Origin of the sequence: Bacillus cereus group sp. Bc061, from assembly GCF_027715825.1 — a bacterium.
Taxonomy (GTDB): Bacteria; Bacillota; Bacilli; order Bacillales; family Bacillaceae_G; genus Bacillus_A; species Bacillus_A paranthracis.
The window spans coordinates 1685637-1704942 of record NZ_JAQFTZ010000001.1 but is presented as its reverse complement, the minus strand read 5'-3'; the positions used below and the strand labels follow the sequence as shown (position 1 = coordinate 1704942).

The window sequence follows — 19306 nt, the reverse complement described above, 5'->3', positions numbered from 1 at the left end:
TCACGTTTCTGGAATAATTGTAATAGCGACAGTCCGAACCGGAGCCTCTATTTCATCTTTATTTTGGCTATTGTAGTATTTAATCATTAATTCGTTAAGTTCGCTTTGAAATTTTCCAAAGCGTTCTTCATCTAGCTTTAATTCCACTACAGAAAAAGTAGCAGTATCTTCTTGACTGTTTTGTTCCTCTAATTTCTTAAGGTAACTTTGATATTGTGTCATAAGTGATAACTGATAATAGGAAATGTAGTTTAATTTTTCATCATCAGATAAGCCTTTCCATTCACTTCCTTCAATTTTTGCATCTTCTTCATTGATTGCGTAATATTTTTCAGAAACAGATTTTACCTTTTTTTCTTTAATTACATGGACGATACCAGAATCAACCATAGTTTGTAGCTGTCTATATAGTGTAGCTTGTGGTACATTTTTAATGATTTTTACCATTTCTAATGGTGTTAGCCCATTTTCCTTATTTCTCATTAACACTTGGCAAATTTTCATTCTTACTGGATGCATTAAAATTTCAACTTTATTACTCATTCGCTCACCTTATTTATCATATATTTTTATTCTCATTATAAATAATGAGAATAATGTTTGCAATTCATTCGTTTATGATTTATCATTATCAATAATGAGAATGAATTTAGGGAGGAATGACAATAATGCAACTACATTATGGATTGAATGATCTTAAAGACATTGATATTATGACTTTTCTACCTATTATATTGCCAGTTATTGCAGTGGGGGCACTTTTAGTTTTTATTGCATTCATTGATTTATACCGACATAGAAAAACAAGAAAAAATGTACTTGTATGGACGTTCATTATTCTTTTCGTTAATGTATTGGGACCTATTTTCTACTTCGTTATAGGGAGAAAGGACAGTGAGAAATTATGAAACTAGAGATTAAAAATGTAACAAAATCATTTAAAGGAAAAACTGCTGTCAATAATTTCTCGATGGAACTGCAAGCGGGGGAATGCGTCGGATTAATTGGACCAAACGGAGCAGGAAAATCTACATTAATAAAAGTAATTTCGGATATTACTAATCCAACTGCTGGTGAAGTTTTATTGAATGGGATAAAAATATCAAAAATGAAAAGTGAAATTGGTTATCTACCTCAATATCCTAATTTTTTTCATTGGATGACAGCGAGAGAAACGCTTATGTTTATGGGCCAACTTTCGGGATTGAATAAAGTAGAATTGTCAAAGTCAATTCCAGAAATTTTAGAGAAAGTTGGACTAAAAGGGGAAGAAAACGAAAAGGTTAGTACATTTTCTGGTGGAATGAAACAACGACTTGGTATTGCACAAGCATTATTGCATAAACCTTCGCTTATTGTCATGGATGAACCGGTATCCGCATTAGATCCAATCGGCCGGCGAGAAGTATTGAATCTGATTGAAGAAATAAAAAAAGATACAACCATTTTATTATCAACCCACATCTTAAGCGATGCAGAAGAAATCTGTGAACGATTTGTCATTATAAAAGATGGAACAAAAATAGAAGATACAATGATTACGGAGCTTTTACACCGTAATAGTGAAAATAAATTAATGATTGAAATAACAGCTAAAGATCAAAAGTGGATTGAAGTTGTAAAAAAATTACCGTATGTGAAGGACGTAGAAGTGGTTGGGCTTAAAATCAAAGTAAAGGTTGAAAGTATTGAAATAAATAAAAATATGTTACTGCAAAATGCACTCGAACATAAGGTGGACATTGTTAAATTTGAAATGAGCAACGATACTTTAGAAGAAATTTTTTTGAAATTGGTGGTGCAAAAATGAACAACTCAATTGTATTGATAAAAAAAGAATATGTTCAAATGTTACGTGATTTTAAGATCATTTGGCTACCAATTGTTTTTATATTTTTAGGCGCGACACAACCGATAGTAACTCATTATTTACCATCCATTCTAGAAGCATTAGGTGGAGGGCAGGGAATTATCATTGATCCAAATATGGCAACACAAAAAGGAGGCGAAGTATTAGCAAGTACTTTGGGATCCCAGTTTGATCAGCTCGGACTTATGATTCTAGTGATATCTATGATGGGTACTATTCAAACAGATAAAGCCAATGGTATGTTGGCTTTTATTTTAACAAGACCCGTTACTGTTACTTCATATGTAGGTGGGAAAATAATGGCCAACTATTTAATGGTAGCTTGTAGTGTAACAATTGGATACGTTACTTCTTATCTATATGTAAATTTTCTTTTTAGCGCTGTTCCATTCGCGCACCTAATTACTGGATTACTATTGTATCTAATTTGGATTCTTTTTATCGTATCTTTCACAACAATGATAAGTACTATTTTTCACAGTCAAGGTATGATTGCATTAATTTCAATTGTTTTCCTGTTAGCCTGTAGAGTAATCGTCGGTTTGAATCCAATAATGGATTTGCTTAATCCAGCAAGTATGAGTAAGTATGCAATGGAAACGTTAGTTACGGGGGGCGTACATTCAAACGCAATAATTACAGGAGTACTAACTATAGTTTGGATCTTATTGACACTCTTCGTAACGTATTATTGGATTGCTAATAAAAAGTTTCATTATGAATAAACGTGATGAGGGTAATGGTTTTAAGTAAAACACCCCAACAAGAAAAAGCTTCCACTACTGTGGAAGCTTCTCTAACTGAAAGTGTTGGAAGTACTACGAGAACAGTAGTGCCATACGAATAAGGGACAATAAAAAAATTCTGGATGCAAGAGGATTTTTTTATTGGGAATAGTAAGGAGGAGGGGAGGTGTATTACATATGGGAAAAGGTAGAAGTAATAATGCTGGTAAAAAGCAACCAAATTTCGATGATTCATCTAATTTCGCTAAACAAAGTCAACCGACAGAAAAGAAGAAGAAATAAAAAAAGGAGCTCTCTTTATGAAGAGAGCTCCTTTTTTTAGATATATTGATGTTTCAACACAACAGATTGTGTGTTCAATTAAATAGTCATACATGTAAGGTTTAAACTCCTGCTTCCACTACTGTGGAAGCTTCTCTAAATGATGTGCAATATCAATATACATATTAGAGTAAACGGAGTGGATTTCATTACTTGGCGTAGCATTAGAAGAGAAGTGGACAATTACCATATTCGCTTTCGGATCGATGTAAAGTGTTTGTCCGTAACTACCTAACACTTCGAAAGCACCTTGTTCATTGTGCGGAATCCACCATTGATTATGATAAGAAATGGAAGCGCCAGGGCCAACTGCAAGTTCACCTTCTTGGACATTTTTTATATCTTCAGTAATAGAAGAAGGGAGAATTTGTTTTCCGTTATATTCCCCGTTGTTTAATAGTAATTGCCCGAATCTAGCCATATCTCTAGCAGTTGCATTTAAACCAGCACTAGCTTGTTCAACTTTTGTTTCATCTGTTACGTAATACGCGTTTTCTTCCATACCAATTTGAGACCATATGCGCTCACTAACGTTTTCAGCTAATGATTTACCAGTGATCGTTCGAATCATCCAAGCGAGTGTTTCTGCTGATCCGTTATCGTAAGAAAAATCGGAACCAGGCGGTGCAGTTTCTTCTGCTTCTTGTAACATATCATAAATTTTCATGGGACCATCGTAATTTTTACCTCGAGGTAAAATATTGCTTGCCAAGTATAGTTGTGCATCTTGATTTTCTAACGCTGGGTGTTCATAGCCGTGAGTGGGGTATTCCACAGAAACTTGCATGTCCATTAATTGCTGCAGTGTTGCTTTTCCGAACGGTGTATTTTTTAATTCTTTTATATATGTGTCAGCTGTTTTTTCTAAATCAATACGGTTTTCTTCAGCGAGAGATTGTATTATTGCTCCGGTAAATACCTTTGCTAATGACGCCATACCATGCGGTTCGCTCTCGTTATATCCATTGAAATATCGTTCATAAACAAGTTGTCCATTGTGTACAACGACAAACGCATCAGTTTTGTTATCATCTAAAAGTTTTTTTAGAGGAGTTGTATTTCCAAATCTACGCTCTACAGCAAAATCGTCTAAGTTTTGCAATGCGGTAGAGAAGTGAAAAACGTGATCCGGGTTATTTTTCACCTCGTTAATTAAAGTGAATTCTTTCATATGTGTATACGACCAACGTAAGTACGGATCATCTAACCAATTTTTTTTCGTCACATTATTTTTCGACGGAATTGTTTTATTATGTTTGAAGTATGTAAAACCGAGCCCTGTAATTACAAATATGAATGTGATTATGAGTAAGAGTAGGGGAGATTTTTTAAGTTTCATATCGGTCCCTCCTTTTTATTTCTACTATTAGTATACGCGTCTATTGAAAGAAATACAAAATAAGGAAAGTAAACGGGGAAGTTTACTTTCCTTATTTACGTTAAGCGGATATTTGTCCGTCTGTACGTTGTTTCTTGAATTTTTGTTTTCGTCCGTGTAATCCATAGTATAAAAGTAAAGTGAACGCAACGATAATAGCTGCGATAAAATACATATTATGATAGCTTGATTTCGCTGCGACGATACCTAAAATGAAAGAACCAAAGCCAATACCACTATCAAAGAATGAGAAGTACGTAGCTGTCGCAGAACCACGTCGATGGTTTGGAGCAGCAGAAATCGCAATCGTTTGGAAGCTAGGAATTAATGTTCCATAACCTAAACCGATTAACATACCTGCGCCAAGGAACCAAAATGAAGTTTGTGCTTGGCTTAAAATGAACATCCCAATTGTGAAAATAATGATAGCTGGATAAACAAGTACGTTTTCACCGAAGCGATCAAAAATCTTACCTGTAAATGGACGAGAAATGACAACAACAAGTGCATATAAAATAAAGAAGTAACTTGCAATATCAGCTAAACCGAGCTCTTTTGCATAAATAGGAATAAAGGATAAAATACCACTATAAGAAAAGGCTAAAACAAATCCTGTAAGAGCGATTGGAATAGAAGATGGTTCAAGTAAGTCTTTCCATTTCATTTTTTCTCGTTTTTGTTTGCTTACAGGTGCTTCATGCGGAATATTGACAAGTAGTCCTAATAAAAATGCAAGTAATGAAAATACGGAACAAACGATAAATAATACAGTAAACGAAAAATGAGAAATAATTGTTAAACCTAAAAAAGGACCAATTACCATCGGCAGACTCATAAATACGCCGAAATAGGCAAGTGCTTCGCCTCGTCTATGAGCTGGCGCAACATCTGTGACAATCGTACCAGTTGCAGTTGTTGCCATACCGAACCCAATACCATGTAAGAAGCGAAGGGCTAGTAATAAAAATAAACTTTGTGCACCGAAATACATAACGGTAGCGGCTAAAAATAGTGAAAGTGAAATAAATAATATTTTCTTTCTTCCTAAATCATCGAGCCATTTTCCTGTGAATGGTCGACATAAAACAGATGAAATAAGAAAAACAGTTGCAACTAAACCAATTTCCTCAGGTTTTCCTTTTAGGCCGTCTATTACATAGACGGGTAAAGTAGTCATAAGCATATAAAATGTTAAGAAGAGAAATAGACTACTAAAACAAGTTCCGAGGAAATCCTTCGTCCAAAGTTTCTCACTTTGCATGGTCATCCCTCCAAGTTAATCTAAGTTTTTAATAATTTGTTGTAACACTTGAAATGCTTGATGTAAATCATCTTCGTTAATACCTTCTAGCGTCTTTTCTTCAAAAGTATCAACTTCTTCTTGCCATACCGGAATCATTTTTATCGCTGTTTCTGATAAAGAAATGAGCTTCTCACGGCGATCTTTTCCTTCAGTACGAATAATCCATCCCATCGTTTCCATACGTGTTAACGTACGAGTCATCGTTGGTGATTCAACATTTAAATACTGACATAATTCTGTTTGCGTACAAGAACCAGTTTGATTAATACGGAAAATTACAGCCCATTGCGCACTAAATAACCCAGTGGGAGATACGCGTTCATTAAATTTCTTCGTAAACTTGCGAGAAGTCTGGCTGACAATGTGAAAAAAATGTTGTTTTTCGTCCATGTATGTTGATCCTTTCAAATTAGTTACCTAGCTAACTATATACTTTTTTATTATAATTGTCTAGTAATAGACATGTTGATTTATGTAAAAAATTCTTATAGGTTTTATGTTGCGAACGTATATTCTACGTGCTATTCTTTAAGTAAGTAAAGAATTTTCTTTCTATTTAAATAGAATGGGGGAACTTGTGATGATTAAGCCTGCAACAATGAAGTTTGTTTCACTATCGAACGGAGAAACGATTGCGTATCAGGAAGTTGGAAGGCAAAATGCAGAAATTCTTGTACTTATTCACGGGAACATGACATCGTCACAACACTTTGATTTAGTTATTGAAAAGCTGCAAGATCAATACCATATTTACGCTCTCGATTTAAGGGGATTTGGTCAATCAACGTATAATAAAGCGATAGATTCAATACAAGACTTTGCAGAAGATGTAAAATTATTTATCGACGGGTTAAAACTAAAGAAATTTTCATTAATGGGCTGGTCAATGGGCGGTGGTGTTGCAATGCAATTTACAGCGAATCACCCAACTTTTGTAGAAAAGTTAATTTTAGTAGAATCAGTGGGCATGAAAGGGTATCCGATTTTTAAAAAGGATATAAACGGGCAACCAATCGTATCAAGCTTAGTAAAGACGAAAGAGGAAATTGCACAAGATCCAGTACAAATCGCTCCAGTGCTAGACGCGATAAAAAATATGAACAAACTATATTACCGTACAGTATGGAATCTATTAATATATACACATAATCAACCTGAACCGGATCGTTATGAAAAGTATTTAGATGATATGTTAACGCAACGTAATTTCGTAGATGTGAATTATGCGCTCATTACATTTAATATTTCAGATGAACATAATGGGGTTGTAGAGGGAAGTAAGCAAATTCATCATATTAAAGCGCCGACACTCGTCATACAAGGCGATAGAGATTATGTCGTACCGCAAGTAGTCGGTGAGGAATTAGCAAAACATTTGCCAAATGCAGAGTTGAAGGTATTAGAAGATTGCGGTCATTCGCCGTTTATTGATTGTTTAGATGTATTTATAAAGCATGTAGAGGATTGGTTAGAACAGAAATAATCCCCGAAATGAAAGGTATTGCATATACTATAACATTGTAAGTAAAAGGGGAGATTATCCATGCACCATCCGTTCTTCATTGCGCATTCTCCATATAATCATCATGTGTATACAAAAATGATGATAGCTCCGCTGTATATGCAAGTTTCACCAGTTGTAGTTCCGTTACAAATACAACAGCCACCAATTGTTCATTCGCATCATTATTTGTATGAAACTGCTTTTTATAAACATCCGTATTTCAAGCAATTCCATAACAATGTGAAAGCACAAGTTTGGGAAGGATAAGAAGCTAAAAGATTCATTCTTTTAGCTTCTTTTTTATTGCGAATATTCGTACACGCATTTGCAGAAACAGTTTATAATGAGAAGTGGAAAGCGTGAGAAGGAGAGGGAAAGGGAATGTCGATACGTTTTACTTTTTGGATTATGGTTGGGATTGTAGCAATCTCGGGTTTGTCACAAGGAATGCTTTTACCGGCCATTGCAATGATTTTTGAACAAGAAGGGGTTAGTTCAAGTATTAACGGTATTCATGCGACAGCACTATACATTGGGATATTAGTGATCTCACCGTTTCTTGAAAAACCGATGCAAAAGTTTGGAATGAAGCCAATTATCGTGATTGGTGGGTTTCTCGTTATTATTTCATTATTCTTTTTTACACAAACATTTTCGTTTTGGGTATGGTTTATCCTTAGATTTCTAGTTGGCGTGGGAGATCATATGCTACATGTCGGAACACAAACATGGATTACGACAACATCGGATCCGAGTAAAATAGGTAGACAAGTATCGATATACGGTGTATTCTTCGGAATTGGTTTTGCCGTCGGTCCGTATTTAGCAAGCACAGTTCAGTACGGTCTTGCAACGCCATTTATTATATCTACTATACTTTGTCTAATAGGTTGGCTGTTATTATTACCAACAAAAAATGCATTCCCGGCGCAAGATGAAAGAGAAGTGAAGAGTGAATCATCATTTTCTCGTTATAAACAAGTTGTTGGATTAGGATGGATTGCACTGCTGGGACCACTTGCATATGGCGTACTGGAAGCAATGTTAAACAGTAACTTACCAGTATACGCGCTTCGAAAAGGATGGTCTGTTTCAGAAGTATCCTTCTTATTACCAGCATTTGCAGTTGGGGGCATTATTACACAAATTCCGCTCGGTATATTAAGTGACAAATACGGAAGGGATCGTATTTTAACGTGGACGTTCTGCATAAGTACGGGCATTTTCTTGCTTGCAGCCGTATTTGATCAATATTATTGGATCGTCTTTGCCTGCATGTTGTTAGCGGGTATGGTCATTGGATCGTGCTTCTCGTTAGGACTTGGATTTATGACAGATTTATTACCGAGACACTTATTGCCAGCAGGTAATATATTATCTGGAATTGCCTTTAGTTTAGGAAGTATACTGGGACCTGTATTAGGAGGCGTATTTATAGAAAAAATACAGTATACAAGCTTTTTTATTGCGGTTATGATTATAATGGGAATTCTCGCAATGTTATATATGATTTACATGAAGAATCAATTCGCATCAAGAAAAATAGAAAGTAGGTTAGGGCATGACAAAACAACCTAATAAAAAGAAATTTGAAGTACTCGAAAATGAAACAATTACAGACTGCTTAGCACGTATGGAACAAGAAGGCTATGCACCGTCTCGTCGCATGGAAGAGCCAATCTTTCATGAAGTGAAGAAAGACGGTAAAACAGTAGTTGAACCGTGCGGTAGGAAGATTGTTTTTGAGGGGAAATTGAAGTAATCCGAATAGCAAATTCTTTTTGTGGTATAGAGCCACCCAATTCATTTGAGTTGGGTGGATTTTTTTATACTGACCAATGAAAGACTAGGCTAAATGATCTTCATTTGTAAAGGTAGTATGGAGAGGGATTAACTGCATGTAAAAGTAAATGGAAGGATCTTTTTCTTGTTTGTAACTTATTAACGATCTTCACGTTTAGATATTTCAGCGCGTTGAATATAACCATCAGAGAAGCTGAAATAAAGAGAATAGCTTCCTCGATTGTATATAAAGCCTTCGCTAGTCATATCCTCTCCGATTAAATCGGGCTCACCAAACCACTCTTTTAATTCATCGATAGAAATATCCATTTTCACCCATATATATCTAGCGTCCCAAGGGTACATATCAATATTATAATCGCCGTATACCGCTATATTAGGTGCATCACATTCTGTACATGGTGCTTTTTTCAAAACATCAGGCACTCCATATTCTTTTTTTACTTCAGATATATCTTTACGCAATGAATTTAATGTAAATGGACCAAACGTTCCATTCTGTAAAGCGGTTGTTAACATTTGTTTCAGTTCTTCTTTTGAATTGATGTTGAAGTTATAATTTCTGTTTTTTGCTATTGCATTATAGAAAAATTGTGCATACTGCTCACGCTTCACAAATGTGTTTCCGTTAAAATTACCTGACTCGTCACCTTGTGCTATACGGTTACTACGCAGTGTATTTACAGCTTCATAAGCCCAATGACCTTTTGGTACGTCTTTAAATTTTCCTTGTTCTTTTGATTCTAAATGAAATGCTTTTTGTAATATTACTGCCATCTCATATCGAGTTAATACATCATCTGGACGAAATGTACCTGTTCCATCACCTGTCATAATTCCAGCTTGCGCAATGGCTTTAATATCTTTTTCAAACATATAATTTGTAATATCACTAAACATATTTCCTTGTTTATCGTCTACTTTTAAACCTAAATGTCGATTGACTAAAGAAGCTACCTGTCCTCTAGTAACATTGTCGCCAAAACCAAATTTCCCATTTCCATACCCCTTATAAATCCCTGCTGCCGCTAAGTAATCAATAGCATCTTTTGACCAGTGGTCCTTTGGTACATCTGTAAATACAGTGTTCGTATTGCTAGCTACCTTATAGCTATTCGTAGTTGTTTGTGCATTAGCTGTACCTACCATCGTTGTAGTTACTAGTGCTGCGGTGATTACGAATCCGAAAAAATTTTTAGCTTTGCTTGTTTTCTTCCCCATTTGCGCAAGCCTCCCCAGTTTCATTTAACTTTATTAAATATACTCATTACGATGCATGCATTTAATACAACTAAATGCATGCATCGTAATTGTAACATGTAAGTTATAATTATTTGTCATTTATTTCCGTAATATGGATGGAATTTTGATAATATAACCAAAAATGTGGATAATTGATATTCAGCGTTATTTAATGATGATACATACAGTAAAATGTTCTGTTTTCCATTCTACGATAGAAAACAGAACGTATATTTGGTATAATCGAAATATACTATATGAAACGATGTACATGAGTTTGACATGTATGTATTAAGGTACGTACTACATAACAATAACTACGCTTTATACAAATCAATCGTTAGAAAGGAAAAGAAGTAATGAATCAAATTTCATTTGAAGATTTATTTGAAGAAGAAAACGCGAAAGAAAAGGTGGAGGTAGCTGAAATACCAGTACCTTTATCACCATTGCAAAGAGATATATTGGAATTAATGGATTCTGAAGAAATAAGTGCACTTGAGCTGTGTGAACAATTAATACGAGCTGGAAAAATATCAGATGAAAGATTCACAACGAATAAGCCGAAAGCATATGGAGAAGTATGCTTACTATTAGAAGGATTTGTTAAAGAAGGAAAGCTTATTTTTGTCAAAAGTGATGAGAAAAGAGATAGGGTTTATAAATTGAATGAAGAAATGTTTAACGGATAAGGTGTGCAGGGGGAATTCATTCATTTTTCTCATTAAAAAAGGGTGTCAATCTTACTTAGATTGACACCCTTTTAATCATCTAACACCTTACATGTTTACGCTTGAAACCAAGTCTTCCTCTATCAAGTTCTTTCTGAATACTCTCTGCAGCATTTAGCAAACTACTTTTTTTATTATCACGTTTTATTTCAACTATACCAACTTCTTTTGCAATCTCGACTGCTTTTTCGTGTAGTGGTACATAGGAAATTGCTACAGTGTTTAGAAAATTATTCATAGCGGATTTAGTTCGTTCTGGCGAATCATGGATTGTCTTTTTCACCATTTCAAGCATATCGGAAAGTTTGCTTTCAGAAAACTCATCGTCTTTGCGATTTCCTAAAAGCCAGCAGTAGCAACTCCAGCCTGCAGACATTTTAAGCTCTTCACCACTTGCAATCCATTTATCAGCAACTTCTTGAGCGATATTTGATTCGGATAAAGTAACTGCCACCACATAATCAGACAACATATAAAAATACGCTCCGTCTATCCATCGATCAAAATCAGACTCCCTCATAGCTTTCGGGTCCGCAATAATGCCTGCAAAATACATAGCATCGTAGTTGCCTGTGGCATAAAGTTCTTCTGCTAACTCTTGGTTTATTTTTATTTTTTTTGCGATTGGTTTCATAGCACCTGTAGCTACGCCGAAAACTGGTTCCTGCGCACCGTTAGATATGTATATTTTTTTCGTTCGTTCCTTGCCTAGAGCTTCAAGCTCTTGCATAACTGTTTTAAAATCCAAAGCTGTGCACTTCCTTTCTTCATGTAAAAACCATTTTAATTGCGAACAACTAACCTATATTTTTTATCATGTTTTCCATACTTCCTAATTTTAAATCTTATGTGAGTAGGATGTCTACTTTCTATCATTTGTTGATAATTCAGTTAGTGATTTTGAAAATTTAGCTTTTTACATAGAGTTTTAGCATAAAAAAACTAATGATTAAAATTTCACTTTAACTTTGACTCTTTCTCGGTATTATCATGTTATTATTTGGTAAGGGGATAAATGGAATGTAAAGTTAAACATGTGAGGTTGGTTATAAATGATGAAGACATTTACGAGAATAGTATTAACTGCAGTGATGCCAATTAGTATGATTGTAGGTTGTGAAAATACTGAAAAAACTGAAGCAAAAGATCCGAAAGCGATACAATCGGAGAAAAAGGATTATACGGATTACTCATATGGAAGCAAAGGTATAGTAGTAAGCGGAAAAGCGAAAGAACGTCAACAATACGAGGTTGGATATATGGATGATAACAAGTTAATTGGGATTGACGAAAATATTGAGGACTGTATTGTGTTAGATAATAAAGATGAAGCAGGTCTTGTTTGGAAGCAAATAGAGCGTGGATCGATTATTGAAGTGCAATATGGTAAGGACCGCAATGATATTGTAGGTGTACAATTAGTAGGAGATCGTGAGCCATACGAAATTAGTGATAAGTTTGATCGAAATACGATAAACGAGATTGTCGAAAATGTTAAAGGGAATTTGTAATAGAAGCTAAAATGAAAAAATATTTAAATTTACTATTAATAAAGTCGATTTCTTATGGAGATAAGAAATCGACTTTATTAATTATCTTTTTTGTAAGTTGTCTTTCCAAATAAAACTCATTTCAATGTAAAAGGTTACATCTATATTATCGCAAGAATGTAAAAATGTTAATATTTTCAAAGAGAAAAGTATAAGGAAACAGCATTTATTTAATAGAGACTTGATAGTTATGAAAAATTATAAACATCCTTCTTGTTGAAGCAAAACAGTAAAAGGTATCCTAATCTATTTTTTGAGAAGTAGTAGTGTGCAAAAGGGGACAAGTTCTTTTGACGGCAATAGCAATTGGTTATAAAATAATGTCTGTTAAGGGATTTTCTAGAAATTATCATTCGCCTGCTGGGGATAAAATGAAAAGGCGGAATAACCATATTTTCATACATAGTAGATTCATAGTCTTTCACGAATGAGAAAATAAAGGGAGGTTGAGATATTTACACGAACAGTGTAGATATCGATTACAGCAATGAATATTAAAAAACGAGTAATCGCACTATCAACAAGTCTAGTAATGTTAGGGAGTGCACCTTTATCAATATCAGCAGAAGAGATAAATAAATCTCATACTGACCAGCTTCGTATTGCACAAGGGGAACGTGGAACGAACGTATTACGTTATTCTAATTTCAATCTAGAAACTCCAGATCACATGCAAATTAATGAAGCAGAAGTATCAGAGAACGAGGAAATTCTTCTAGAAGAATATAAGCATAAACATGATGAAACAGAAGAGTTACATAAAATGAAAGAAGCGAAAAAAGGTGAAGTAGCAGAAGATGAAGCCATTTCAAATATTGAAAAGGCATTTGAACATGTAGACGGTCGAAATGATGGTTCTACTCGCGAAATGAAGCCGGTTGAAAAGCGAAGAGCTATTCAGTATAGCGCATCGATGACTACGAAGAAATATGGAACACTTGCAGGTGTCCCGTTTGTAGAGTGGATTGTTCCAGCAGGAAATCCTGATATTCGCCCTGCAAATCCGATGAAAGCACGCTACATTACAATTCACGAGACTGCAAACACTGCCCGTGGTGCAAATGCTGAAAATCATGCTAAATATTTGTATAAACAAGCAACGGAAGGTACGTTCCGAACAGCTTCATGGCATTTTACTGTAGACGATAAACAAATTTATCAACACTTACCAACAAATGAAAACGGTTGGCATGCAGGAGATGGCGATGGTTCCGGAAATAGAGAATCAATCGGTATCGAGATTGCGGTTAACCAAGATGGAGATTACAATAAAGCGTTAGAGAATGCAAAGAGACTTGCAGGTTATTTAATGAACAAAGAAGGTATTAGTGCGGACCACATTTATAGGCATCAACAATGGAGCGGGAAAAACTGTCCTGATATTTTAATTTCTCGTGGGAATTGGACTGGCTTCGTACAAGGTATTCAATGGTATGCAAATGTTAACGCACAAATTGATTCGCCTTTACAAGAAAGAAATGAGCTATTTGATTCCAATGAATATAATCCAGCTGAACCTAATATGGAGCTTGTAGTGAATGGTGATGGTATAAACGTACGTAGTGGTTCGGGACTTGAACATCATATCGTTCGTAAAGCTTCAAACGGAGATCGTTACAAAGTGTTAGCAGTTAAAAATGGTTGGTATAAAGTAGGTAACGATGAGTGGATTTTCTATAACCCAAGTTGGATTAAAATAAACTATAATATGCCACATAAAGAAGTACAAAAACCAAAAGATGATATTACAGGTGGATGGTTTGAAGGGAACATTCGTAAGCTGAACAGCCTTGGAATTATGCACGGTGAAGGAAATGGTGTATTTGCGCCTTATCGTAATGTAACGAGAGCTGAGTTTGCTGCATTAATTTCAAATGCTCTAAAGCTACCGGAAGGAGATAAGTCATTTGTAGACATTAACAAAGCGCATCCATCACTTCATAGCGGTATTAAACGTAGTGCAAGTGCAGGAATTATTAACGGTCGTGGCGGCGGGATTTTTGATCCTAACGCATCTATCACACGTGAAGAAGCATCGATCATGATTGACAACGCATTACAGTATAAAGGTGTTACAGGTAAATTAGTCGCATTACCATTTACAGATCAACATCTAATCACATACAAACAACATGTTCAACGATTATACAGTTTAAAGGTAGTTACAGGTGTTGGAAATAATGTGTTTAATCCGAAAGGCACGACAACTCGTGGTGAAGCAGCTGCCTTTTTAGTAAAGATGTTAGATGCAAGTCAAAAATAGAAAGAATGATAAAGGAGCTATCCAAAATGAGAATTTGGAACAGCTCCTTTTTATGTAAGCCCTTATTAAAGCCCCTTACAAGCCCCTTGCAAGCCCCTTATAAGCACCTACCAAGTAATAAATCACTAAGAAAAAACAAAACAAAAACAACTACAAGAACAAAAAAGCGCGAAAAAATAAAACCGTCGTTGTAGTAGTTAAAAAAATTTGGAATGCAACTGCAAAAACCAAGCCCTCACTCCTATATGTATATTGAAGGATTGAAATCTGCCTTTTTATAAGTGCGAGGGGGAGGTAAACATATGGCGGTGTACCGTAATGTGCAAGTGAATTTTTGGCAAGATGAATTCATATTAGATTTAACGCCAGAGGAGCGTTATTTTTACATATATTTGTTAACTGGTACGAAAACGAAGCAATGTGGAATTTACGTATTACCGAAACGTTTAGCAGAACTGGAAACAGGCTACAGTATGGAGACTGTTGAGAAGCTGTTAAATAGGTTTGTTGCATATGGGAAAATTTTATACGATGCGGAAACGAAAGAGTTATACATACTAAATTGGTTACACTATAACCCTATTTTAAATACGAATGTAGAAAAATGTGTGTTACGTGAGTTAAAGACTATAAAAAATAAAGAATTCATACATATGTTTTTACGTAAATGTCTGGAAGAAGAATGGAAGATTCCATTGTTGTTGCAACATTTTGGTATGCCAGAGGAAGAGGATACTAGTAGTTTACAAGAAGTTGTTGAAAAAATAGAAGATATGGAAGTGGAAGAGGATACTCAACATAGTGAAGTTTACAAATTTTACGAACAAAATATAAGTAGTCTATCTCCATATATTGTGGAGGAATTGAAGGGGTGGATACGAAAAGTTTCAGGAAATACCGTACTAGAGGCACTTAAAATTGCGTTTGAACAGAATAAGCGAACGTTTGCTTATGTGAAGGGGATTTTGAGGAATTGGTGTATCGAATATGGTGGAGAGAAGTGTGTAATGGGTAGTTTAGAGAGAAGGAGAAGTGTTTTGAGTAGTGTGTTTTAATTTACATTAATTTAATATAGAATACATGTTCGTTTTGGTAGATTTTATGCTATACTACCATTAAATAAGGATGTTTTTATAATGGATAAAAGATGCGGGGGAACAAAGTTTGACTACAAATACAACTCGGTTATTTCAATATATTCATATGACAGAAAAACAGGAACAATTATCACTGCTATATTTACAAACAAAAGAAGAAGAGATTTTGAAAGATATTCAATTAACGACAATTCGAGATCAAAGAAGAGGCGATTTTGCTGAGCGGTTTATAAATGATTTTAGGAAAGTGCATAAGCAAGATCCAGCTTTCTTACGATTATTCTATTACTTGTTAGGGGAGCAGTTGTTAAATGTTCTTATAATAAGGTTTAAATATGTAGATTTTTCTAATATGAAGGTTTATTTAGAAAAAAGTGCACTTCCATTGGATCAACTTGTAGTCATTGCATGTAAATATTTAACTAATATCTCTAGTTATGTGAATGAGGCGTATAGTTTTCTGAAAGAGTTAACAAAAGAGAATCCGAACTATATAGAGAGACAATTACATACTTTACTAAATAAGCAACAACTATCACTACTTCTCGTAATGTTTGAAGTAGATTATGAGAGGTTCCATACGTATAGCTCTTTATTGGAAGAGAGATTAAAAGAACATGCTGAATTTATTTTGAATTTGAATGGGGAAAAGGAAAAGATTGAAGCAACTGAAAGATATATAAAAGATGAAAGTGATAGGGAATTATTTTTAGGTGGAAATTTACCGGACTATATTTGGCGACTGTTATTTCATGTCCATAAGTATTCAAACGTTGCGAGGCGATATGTGGAAATATTAGCAAAGAAAAACGTGTGGGGGTTTATAAATCATGCTACGTGTTACGTGTGTCAAACTCTCAATCAGCCCCAAAACTATAAACGAACAGGGAGTGTAAATAAGAAAACCTATAATGAAATTCAAAGTTTTTGTAAACAGTTTTGGATTTCTGAGGAAAGATTCTTTGCGCACCGCCTGAGGCAACATGATTTAAATAATGAAGAATTTTGTAAAGCGTATGAATATGAAATGTTATGCTCCGTGGCGGAAGAAAATCCTGAATTTGTTCAACGTACTTTGCAGTATATAAGTAAAAGTAATTACCTCATAATCGCACGAACGTTAGCTGAAAAAGGACATGAGTTAAATAGAGGGAGAATGCGAGAAGAATTTTTTATCGCTGCTTTGCAACTTAAGTTGTCTACGGTGCGGGATACGTATCGTGATTATTTACTCGGGAAATTGTCATTTGATGAAATGAAGCAAATACTTACAAACCCGAAATATAGAAATATGTATTGGGATATGCCAGTTTTAGAAGTTGTACTTCTTTGGGATATAGATGATGTAGCAAAAAGAGAAGCGGCACTTACCTTGCAATTTGGAGATGTATATAGTGTTAATTTATATGAACTTCTTTACGAATGCTCTGTCAGAGGGATAGAACCGAAACAAGTATTAGAAGAACTTCTTTCGTATGGGCTAAGTAAGGAAAAGCTGATTGCCTATGCAGTTGAACAAGCTGCATGCTACAGTGAAGAGAGAAATGAGGCGAAGGAAGCGCTTGTTCATGTCATTGTAAAAGAACAAGCGTATATAATTGAACAGTTTGATGAGTATTCTGCTGTTGCCAAAGCATATATTTTAGAAGAGTTAGCAAAGGATAACATGATTAAAATGCGTCCCATTTTAATTAAAACTTTAGGGGATTCATCTAAAAAAATGCGTGAGTCTGTAATTAAACTTCTTTCAAGAGATGTAGAAGCTGCGGAGGATGTAGCGCTGGAACTTCATAATAAAAAGAAAATTGTTCGTGAAAATGTGATGAAACTGCTTATAGAGTATAAGATCGAAAAATATACAGAACTTGTACAGGAAGCTTTGCAAGATAAGAAGAATGCCTCTTTGGCCGAGAAATTTGCTCCATTACTTGAAGTGGGGAGAAGCGCAGAAAATATAGAAGAACTTTGTGGCCGTATCGTAACGGAACAAAAAAGAAATTCACTTCTGCAATTGATTGGGGATGAACCACAAATCCGTCTTCGTCATTCTAATGAAATTGCCGATGCTACAATTCCATTAGCTTATTTGCGGCAGTACATTTCAGATTCTGTTATCGAGAAGAAAGAAGAAGTTGAAGCGATTGGGAGTACTTTAAATGAACAGGACTTGAAAGAATGTGTGCAAGAAATATATCAAACATGGATTTCTCAAGATGCAGATGTGAAGAAACGCGGTATTCTTTCGTTATATGGAATATATAGTGATGACAAAATGGTCGGCATACTGAAAAAGCAAATCGATGAATGGGTGCTCGATATGCGAGGGAAAATTGCAGCTGATGCTGTTCGGGCTTTAGGCTTGTCCTCATCTAAGCTTGCACTTATGTCTATTCATGCAATGGCCTTTAAATATAAACATAAACAAGTGCGTAATGCGGCAAAAGAAGCACTAAGTCTCGCTGCAAAAACACGTAGTATAACGGAAGAGGAGCTGGAAGATCAACTGGTACCAAATCTTGGTTTCAATATACGTGGTGAGAAGGAGATTGATTTTGGGAATAGGTGTTTTACGGCCATATTAACTGCAGAGTCAAAAATTGAATTAGAGACAGAAGAAGGGAAACGTATGAAGTCACTTCCAAAGCCGAATGCAAAAGATGATATAGAAAAAGCTGAATTAGCTAAGAGAGAGGTATCCACTTTAAAGAAAGAGCTTCGAAGTGCTCTTTCCATGCAGAAACAACGTTTGGAAGCTGCTCTATCAAGAAAGCGCTATTGGTCATACGATTCGTGGAAGGCGCTATTTCTGGAGAATCCAATTATGAAGCAATTTGCAACTTCACTTATTTGGGGTGAATATACGGAAGGAAAGTTACTGGAAATGTTCCGTTATGCGGAGGATGGTACGTTTTATTCGGTGATAGGAGAGAATCATGAATTTTCGTCTGGAACCGTGATTGGTTTCATTCATCCGTTAGAATTATCCGAAACGGAAAAGGAATTGTGGAAAGAGCAACTGGAACATTCTAAGATTGTCCAGCCGTTCTTACAAATGGAACGTCCAGTGTTTGTAGTAGAGGAAAATGATAAGGTTACTGTTGAGAGGTTTGGTGGTATTTTATTAAATGGTCGCTCGTTATTCGGTAAGATGACGAAACTTGGATGGATTCGCGGATCAGTTCAAGATGGCGGTGTGTATTATACGTTTTATAAAGAAGATACTCGCACTGGATTAGGGGCACAACTGTCATTTAGCGGAGCGCCGATTGGCTATGAAGATGAAGAAGATATATGTGTGTATGATATTGAATTTTATAAAGCAGGTACAGTGAATCGTGGTTCATATGAATACGATGAAATTGATGATAAAAGACGCATTGTGCCAAAAGAAGTAGATACGTATTTCTTTAGTGAAATATTATATGATGTACAATTAGCGACCGATTCAAATCTTGGTCATAATGAAAGCTGGCGTAATAAACGATAAAAATTCCCCCT

The 19306-nt window shown here is 35.2% G+C and carries 18 protein-coding genes; 12 read left to right on the top strand and 6 right to left on the bottom strand.

Going from position 1 to position 19306, the window contains the following annotated elements:
* Window positions 1–543, bottom strand: coding sequence for a transcriptional regulator (locus PDQ40_RS08830; RefSeq protein ID WP_071743256.1), 543 nt, complete (start codon window positions 541–543; stop codon window positions 1–3).
* Window positions 544–668: 125 nt separating this feature from the next.
* On the opposite strand from PDQ40_RS08830, the gene PDQ40_RS08825 reads away from it, so the two are divergent.
* The 3 genes from PDQ40_RS08825 to PDQ40_RS08815 are packed head-to-tail and all read left to right on the top strand — an operon-like array spanning window position 669 to window position 2595.
* Window positions 669–908 carry a PLD nuclease N-terminal domain-containing protein gene (locus PDQ40_RS08825; RefSeq protein WP_001175969.1) on the top strand — a complete coding sequence of 80 codons (240 nt, stop codon included), beginning with the start codon at window positions 669–671 and terminating at the stop codon, window positions 906–908.
* Window positions 905–1810 carry an ABC transporter ATP-binding protein gene (locus tag PDQ40_RS08820; RefSeq protein ID WP_098946592.1) on the top strand — a complete coding sequence of 302 codons (906 nt, stop codon included), beginning with the start codon at window positions 905–907 and terminating at the stop codon, window positions 1808–1810. Before PDQ40_RS08825 ends, PDQ40_RS08820 begins: the two co-directional genes overlap by 4 nt.
* Window positions 1807–2595 (top strand): ABC transporter permease subunit, encoded by a 789-nt coding sequence (locus PDQ40_RS08815; protein WP_270691381.1) that lies wholly within the window; start codon window positions 1807–1809, stop codon window positions 2593–2595. The genes PDQ40_RS08820 and PDQ40_RS08815 overlap by 4 nt, the downstream gene beginning before the upstream one ends.
* A 421-nt stretch (window positions 2596–3016) precedes the next feature.
* On the opposite strand, the gene PDQ40_RS08810 is transcribed toward PDQ40_RS08815, so the two are convergent.
* The 3 genes from PDQ40_RS08810 to PDQ40_RS08800 all read right to left on the bottom strand — a co-directional run bounded on the left by PDQ40_RS08810 (window position 3017) and on the right by PDQ40_RS08800 (window position 6008).
* Entirely contained in the window at window positions 3017–4276 is a 1260-nt protein-coding gene (locus PDQ40_RS08810; protein ID WP_270691380.1) for a serine hydrolase domain-containing protein, read from the bottom strand.
* Window positions 4277–4376: 100 nt separating this feature from the next.
* Window positions 4377–5576 (bottom strand): MFS transporter, encoded by a 1200-nt coding sequence (locus tag PDQ40_RS08805; RefSeq protein ID WP_001190334.1) that lies wholly within the window; start codon window positions 5574–5576, stop codon window positions 4377–4379.
* A 15-nt stretch (window positions 5577–5591) separates the two neighbouring features.
* Complete coding sequence (locus PDQ40_RS08800) at window positions 5592–6008, bottom strand: MarR family winged helix-turn-helix transcriptional regulator (protein ID WP_000343680.1); 417 nt, start codon at window positions 6006–6008, stop codon at window positions 5592–5594.
* Window positions 6009–6183: 175 nt separating this feature from the next.
* On the opposite strand from PDQ40_RS08800, the gene phaZ reads away from it, so the two are divergent.
* From phaZ to PDQ40_RS08780, 4 genes are all read left to right on the top strand, one after another.
* On the top strand, window positions 6184–7101 hold the full coding sequence (gene phaZ / locus PDQ40_RS08795; protein ID WP_046198439.1) for an intracellular short-chain-length polyhydroxyalkanoate depolymerase: 918 nt from the start codon (window positions 6184–6186) through the stop codon (window positions 7099–7101).
* A 60-nt stretch (window positions 7102–7161) separates the two neighbouring features.
* Complete coding sequence (locus PDQ40_RS08790; RefSeq protein ID WP_000546480.1) at window positions 7162–7389, top strand: hypothetical protein; 228 nt, start codon at window positions 7162–7164, stop codon at window positions 7387–7389.
* Window positions 7390–7503: 114 nt separating this feature from the next.
* Window positions 7504–8700, top strand: a complete 1197-nt coding sequence (locus PDQ40_RS08785) for an MFS transporter (RefSeq protein WP_074543637.1) — start codon at window positions 7504–7506, stop codon at window positions 8698–8700.
* Window positions 8684–8884 (top strand): NETI motif-containing protein, encoded by a 201-nt coding sequence (locus PDQ40_RS08780; protein ID WP_000166303.1) that lies wholly within the window; start codon window positions 8684–8686, stop codon window positions 8882–8884. The genes PDQ40_RS08785 and PDQ40_RS08780 overlap by 17 nt, the downstream gene beginning before the upstream one ends.
* Window positions 8885–9063: 179 nt before the next feature.
* On the opposite strand, the gene PDQ40_RS08775 is transcribed toward PDQ40_RS08780, so the two are convergent.
* Window positions 9064–10146, bottom strand: coding sequence for an S-layer homology domain-containing protein (locus tag PDQ40_RS08775; protein WP_270691379.1), 1083 nt, complete (start codon window positions 10144–10146; stop codon window positions 9064–9066).
* A gap of 380 nt (window positions 10147–10526) precedes the next feature.
* Here PDQ40_RS08775 and PDQ40_RS08770 point away from each other — a divergent pair, with 380 nt between their 5' ends.
* Window positions 10527–10859, top strand: a complete 333-nt coding sequence (locus PDQ40_RS08770; RefSeq protein ID WP_001071912.1) for a DUF3895 domain-containing protein — start codon at window positions 10527–10529, stop codon at window positions 10857–10859.
* 79 nt (window positions 10860–10938) lie between these two features.
* Here PDQ40_RS08770 and PDQ40_RS08765 read toward each other — a convergent pair whose 3' ends face one another.
* On the bottom strand, window positions 10939–11646 hold the full coding sequence (locus tag PDQ40_RS08765) for a DNA alkylation repair protein (protein ID WP_046198443.1): 708 nt from the start codon (window positions 11644–11646) through the stop codon (window positions 10939–10941).
* A 304-nt stretch (window positions 11647–11950) separates the two neighbouring features.
* Here PDQ40_RS08765 and PDQ40_RS08760 point away from each other — a divergent pair, with 304 nt between their 5' ends.
* The 4 genes from PDQ40_RS08760 (at window position 11951) to PDQ40_RS08745 (ending at window position 19295) form a co-directional block, all read left to right on the top strand.
* Entirely contained in the window at window positions 11951–12409 is a 459-nt protein-coding gene (locus PDQ40_RS08760; protein ID WP_270691378.1) for a hypothetical protein, read from the top strand.
* 526 nt (window positions 12410–12935) lie between these two features.
* Complete coding sequence (locus PDQ40_RS08755) at window positions 12936–14711, top strand: S-layer homology domain-containing protein (RefSeq protein WP_270691377.1); 1776 nt, start codon at window positions 12936–12938, stop codon at window positions 14709–14711.
* Between the two features lie 302 nt (window positions 14712–15013).
* Window positions 15014–15766, top strand: a complete 753-nt coding sequence (locus PDQ40_RS08750; RefSeq protein WP_000312104.1) for a DnaD domain-containing protein — start codon at window positions 15014–15016, stop codon at window positions 15764–15766.
* 109 nt (window positions 15767–15875) lie between these two features.
* Window positions 15876–19295, top strand: a complete 3420-nt coding sequence (locus tag PDQ40_RS08745; RefSeq protein ID WP_270691376.1) for a DUF4132 domain-containing protein — start codon at window positions 15876–15878, stop codon at window positions 19293–19295.
* Window positions 19296–19306 lie beyond the last annotated feature (11 nt).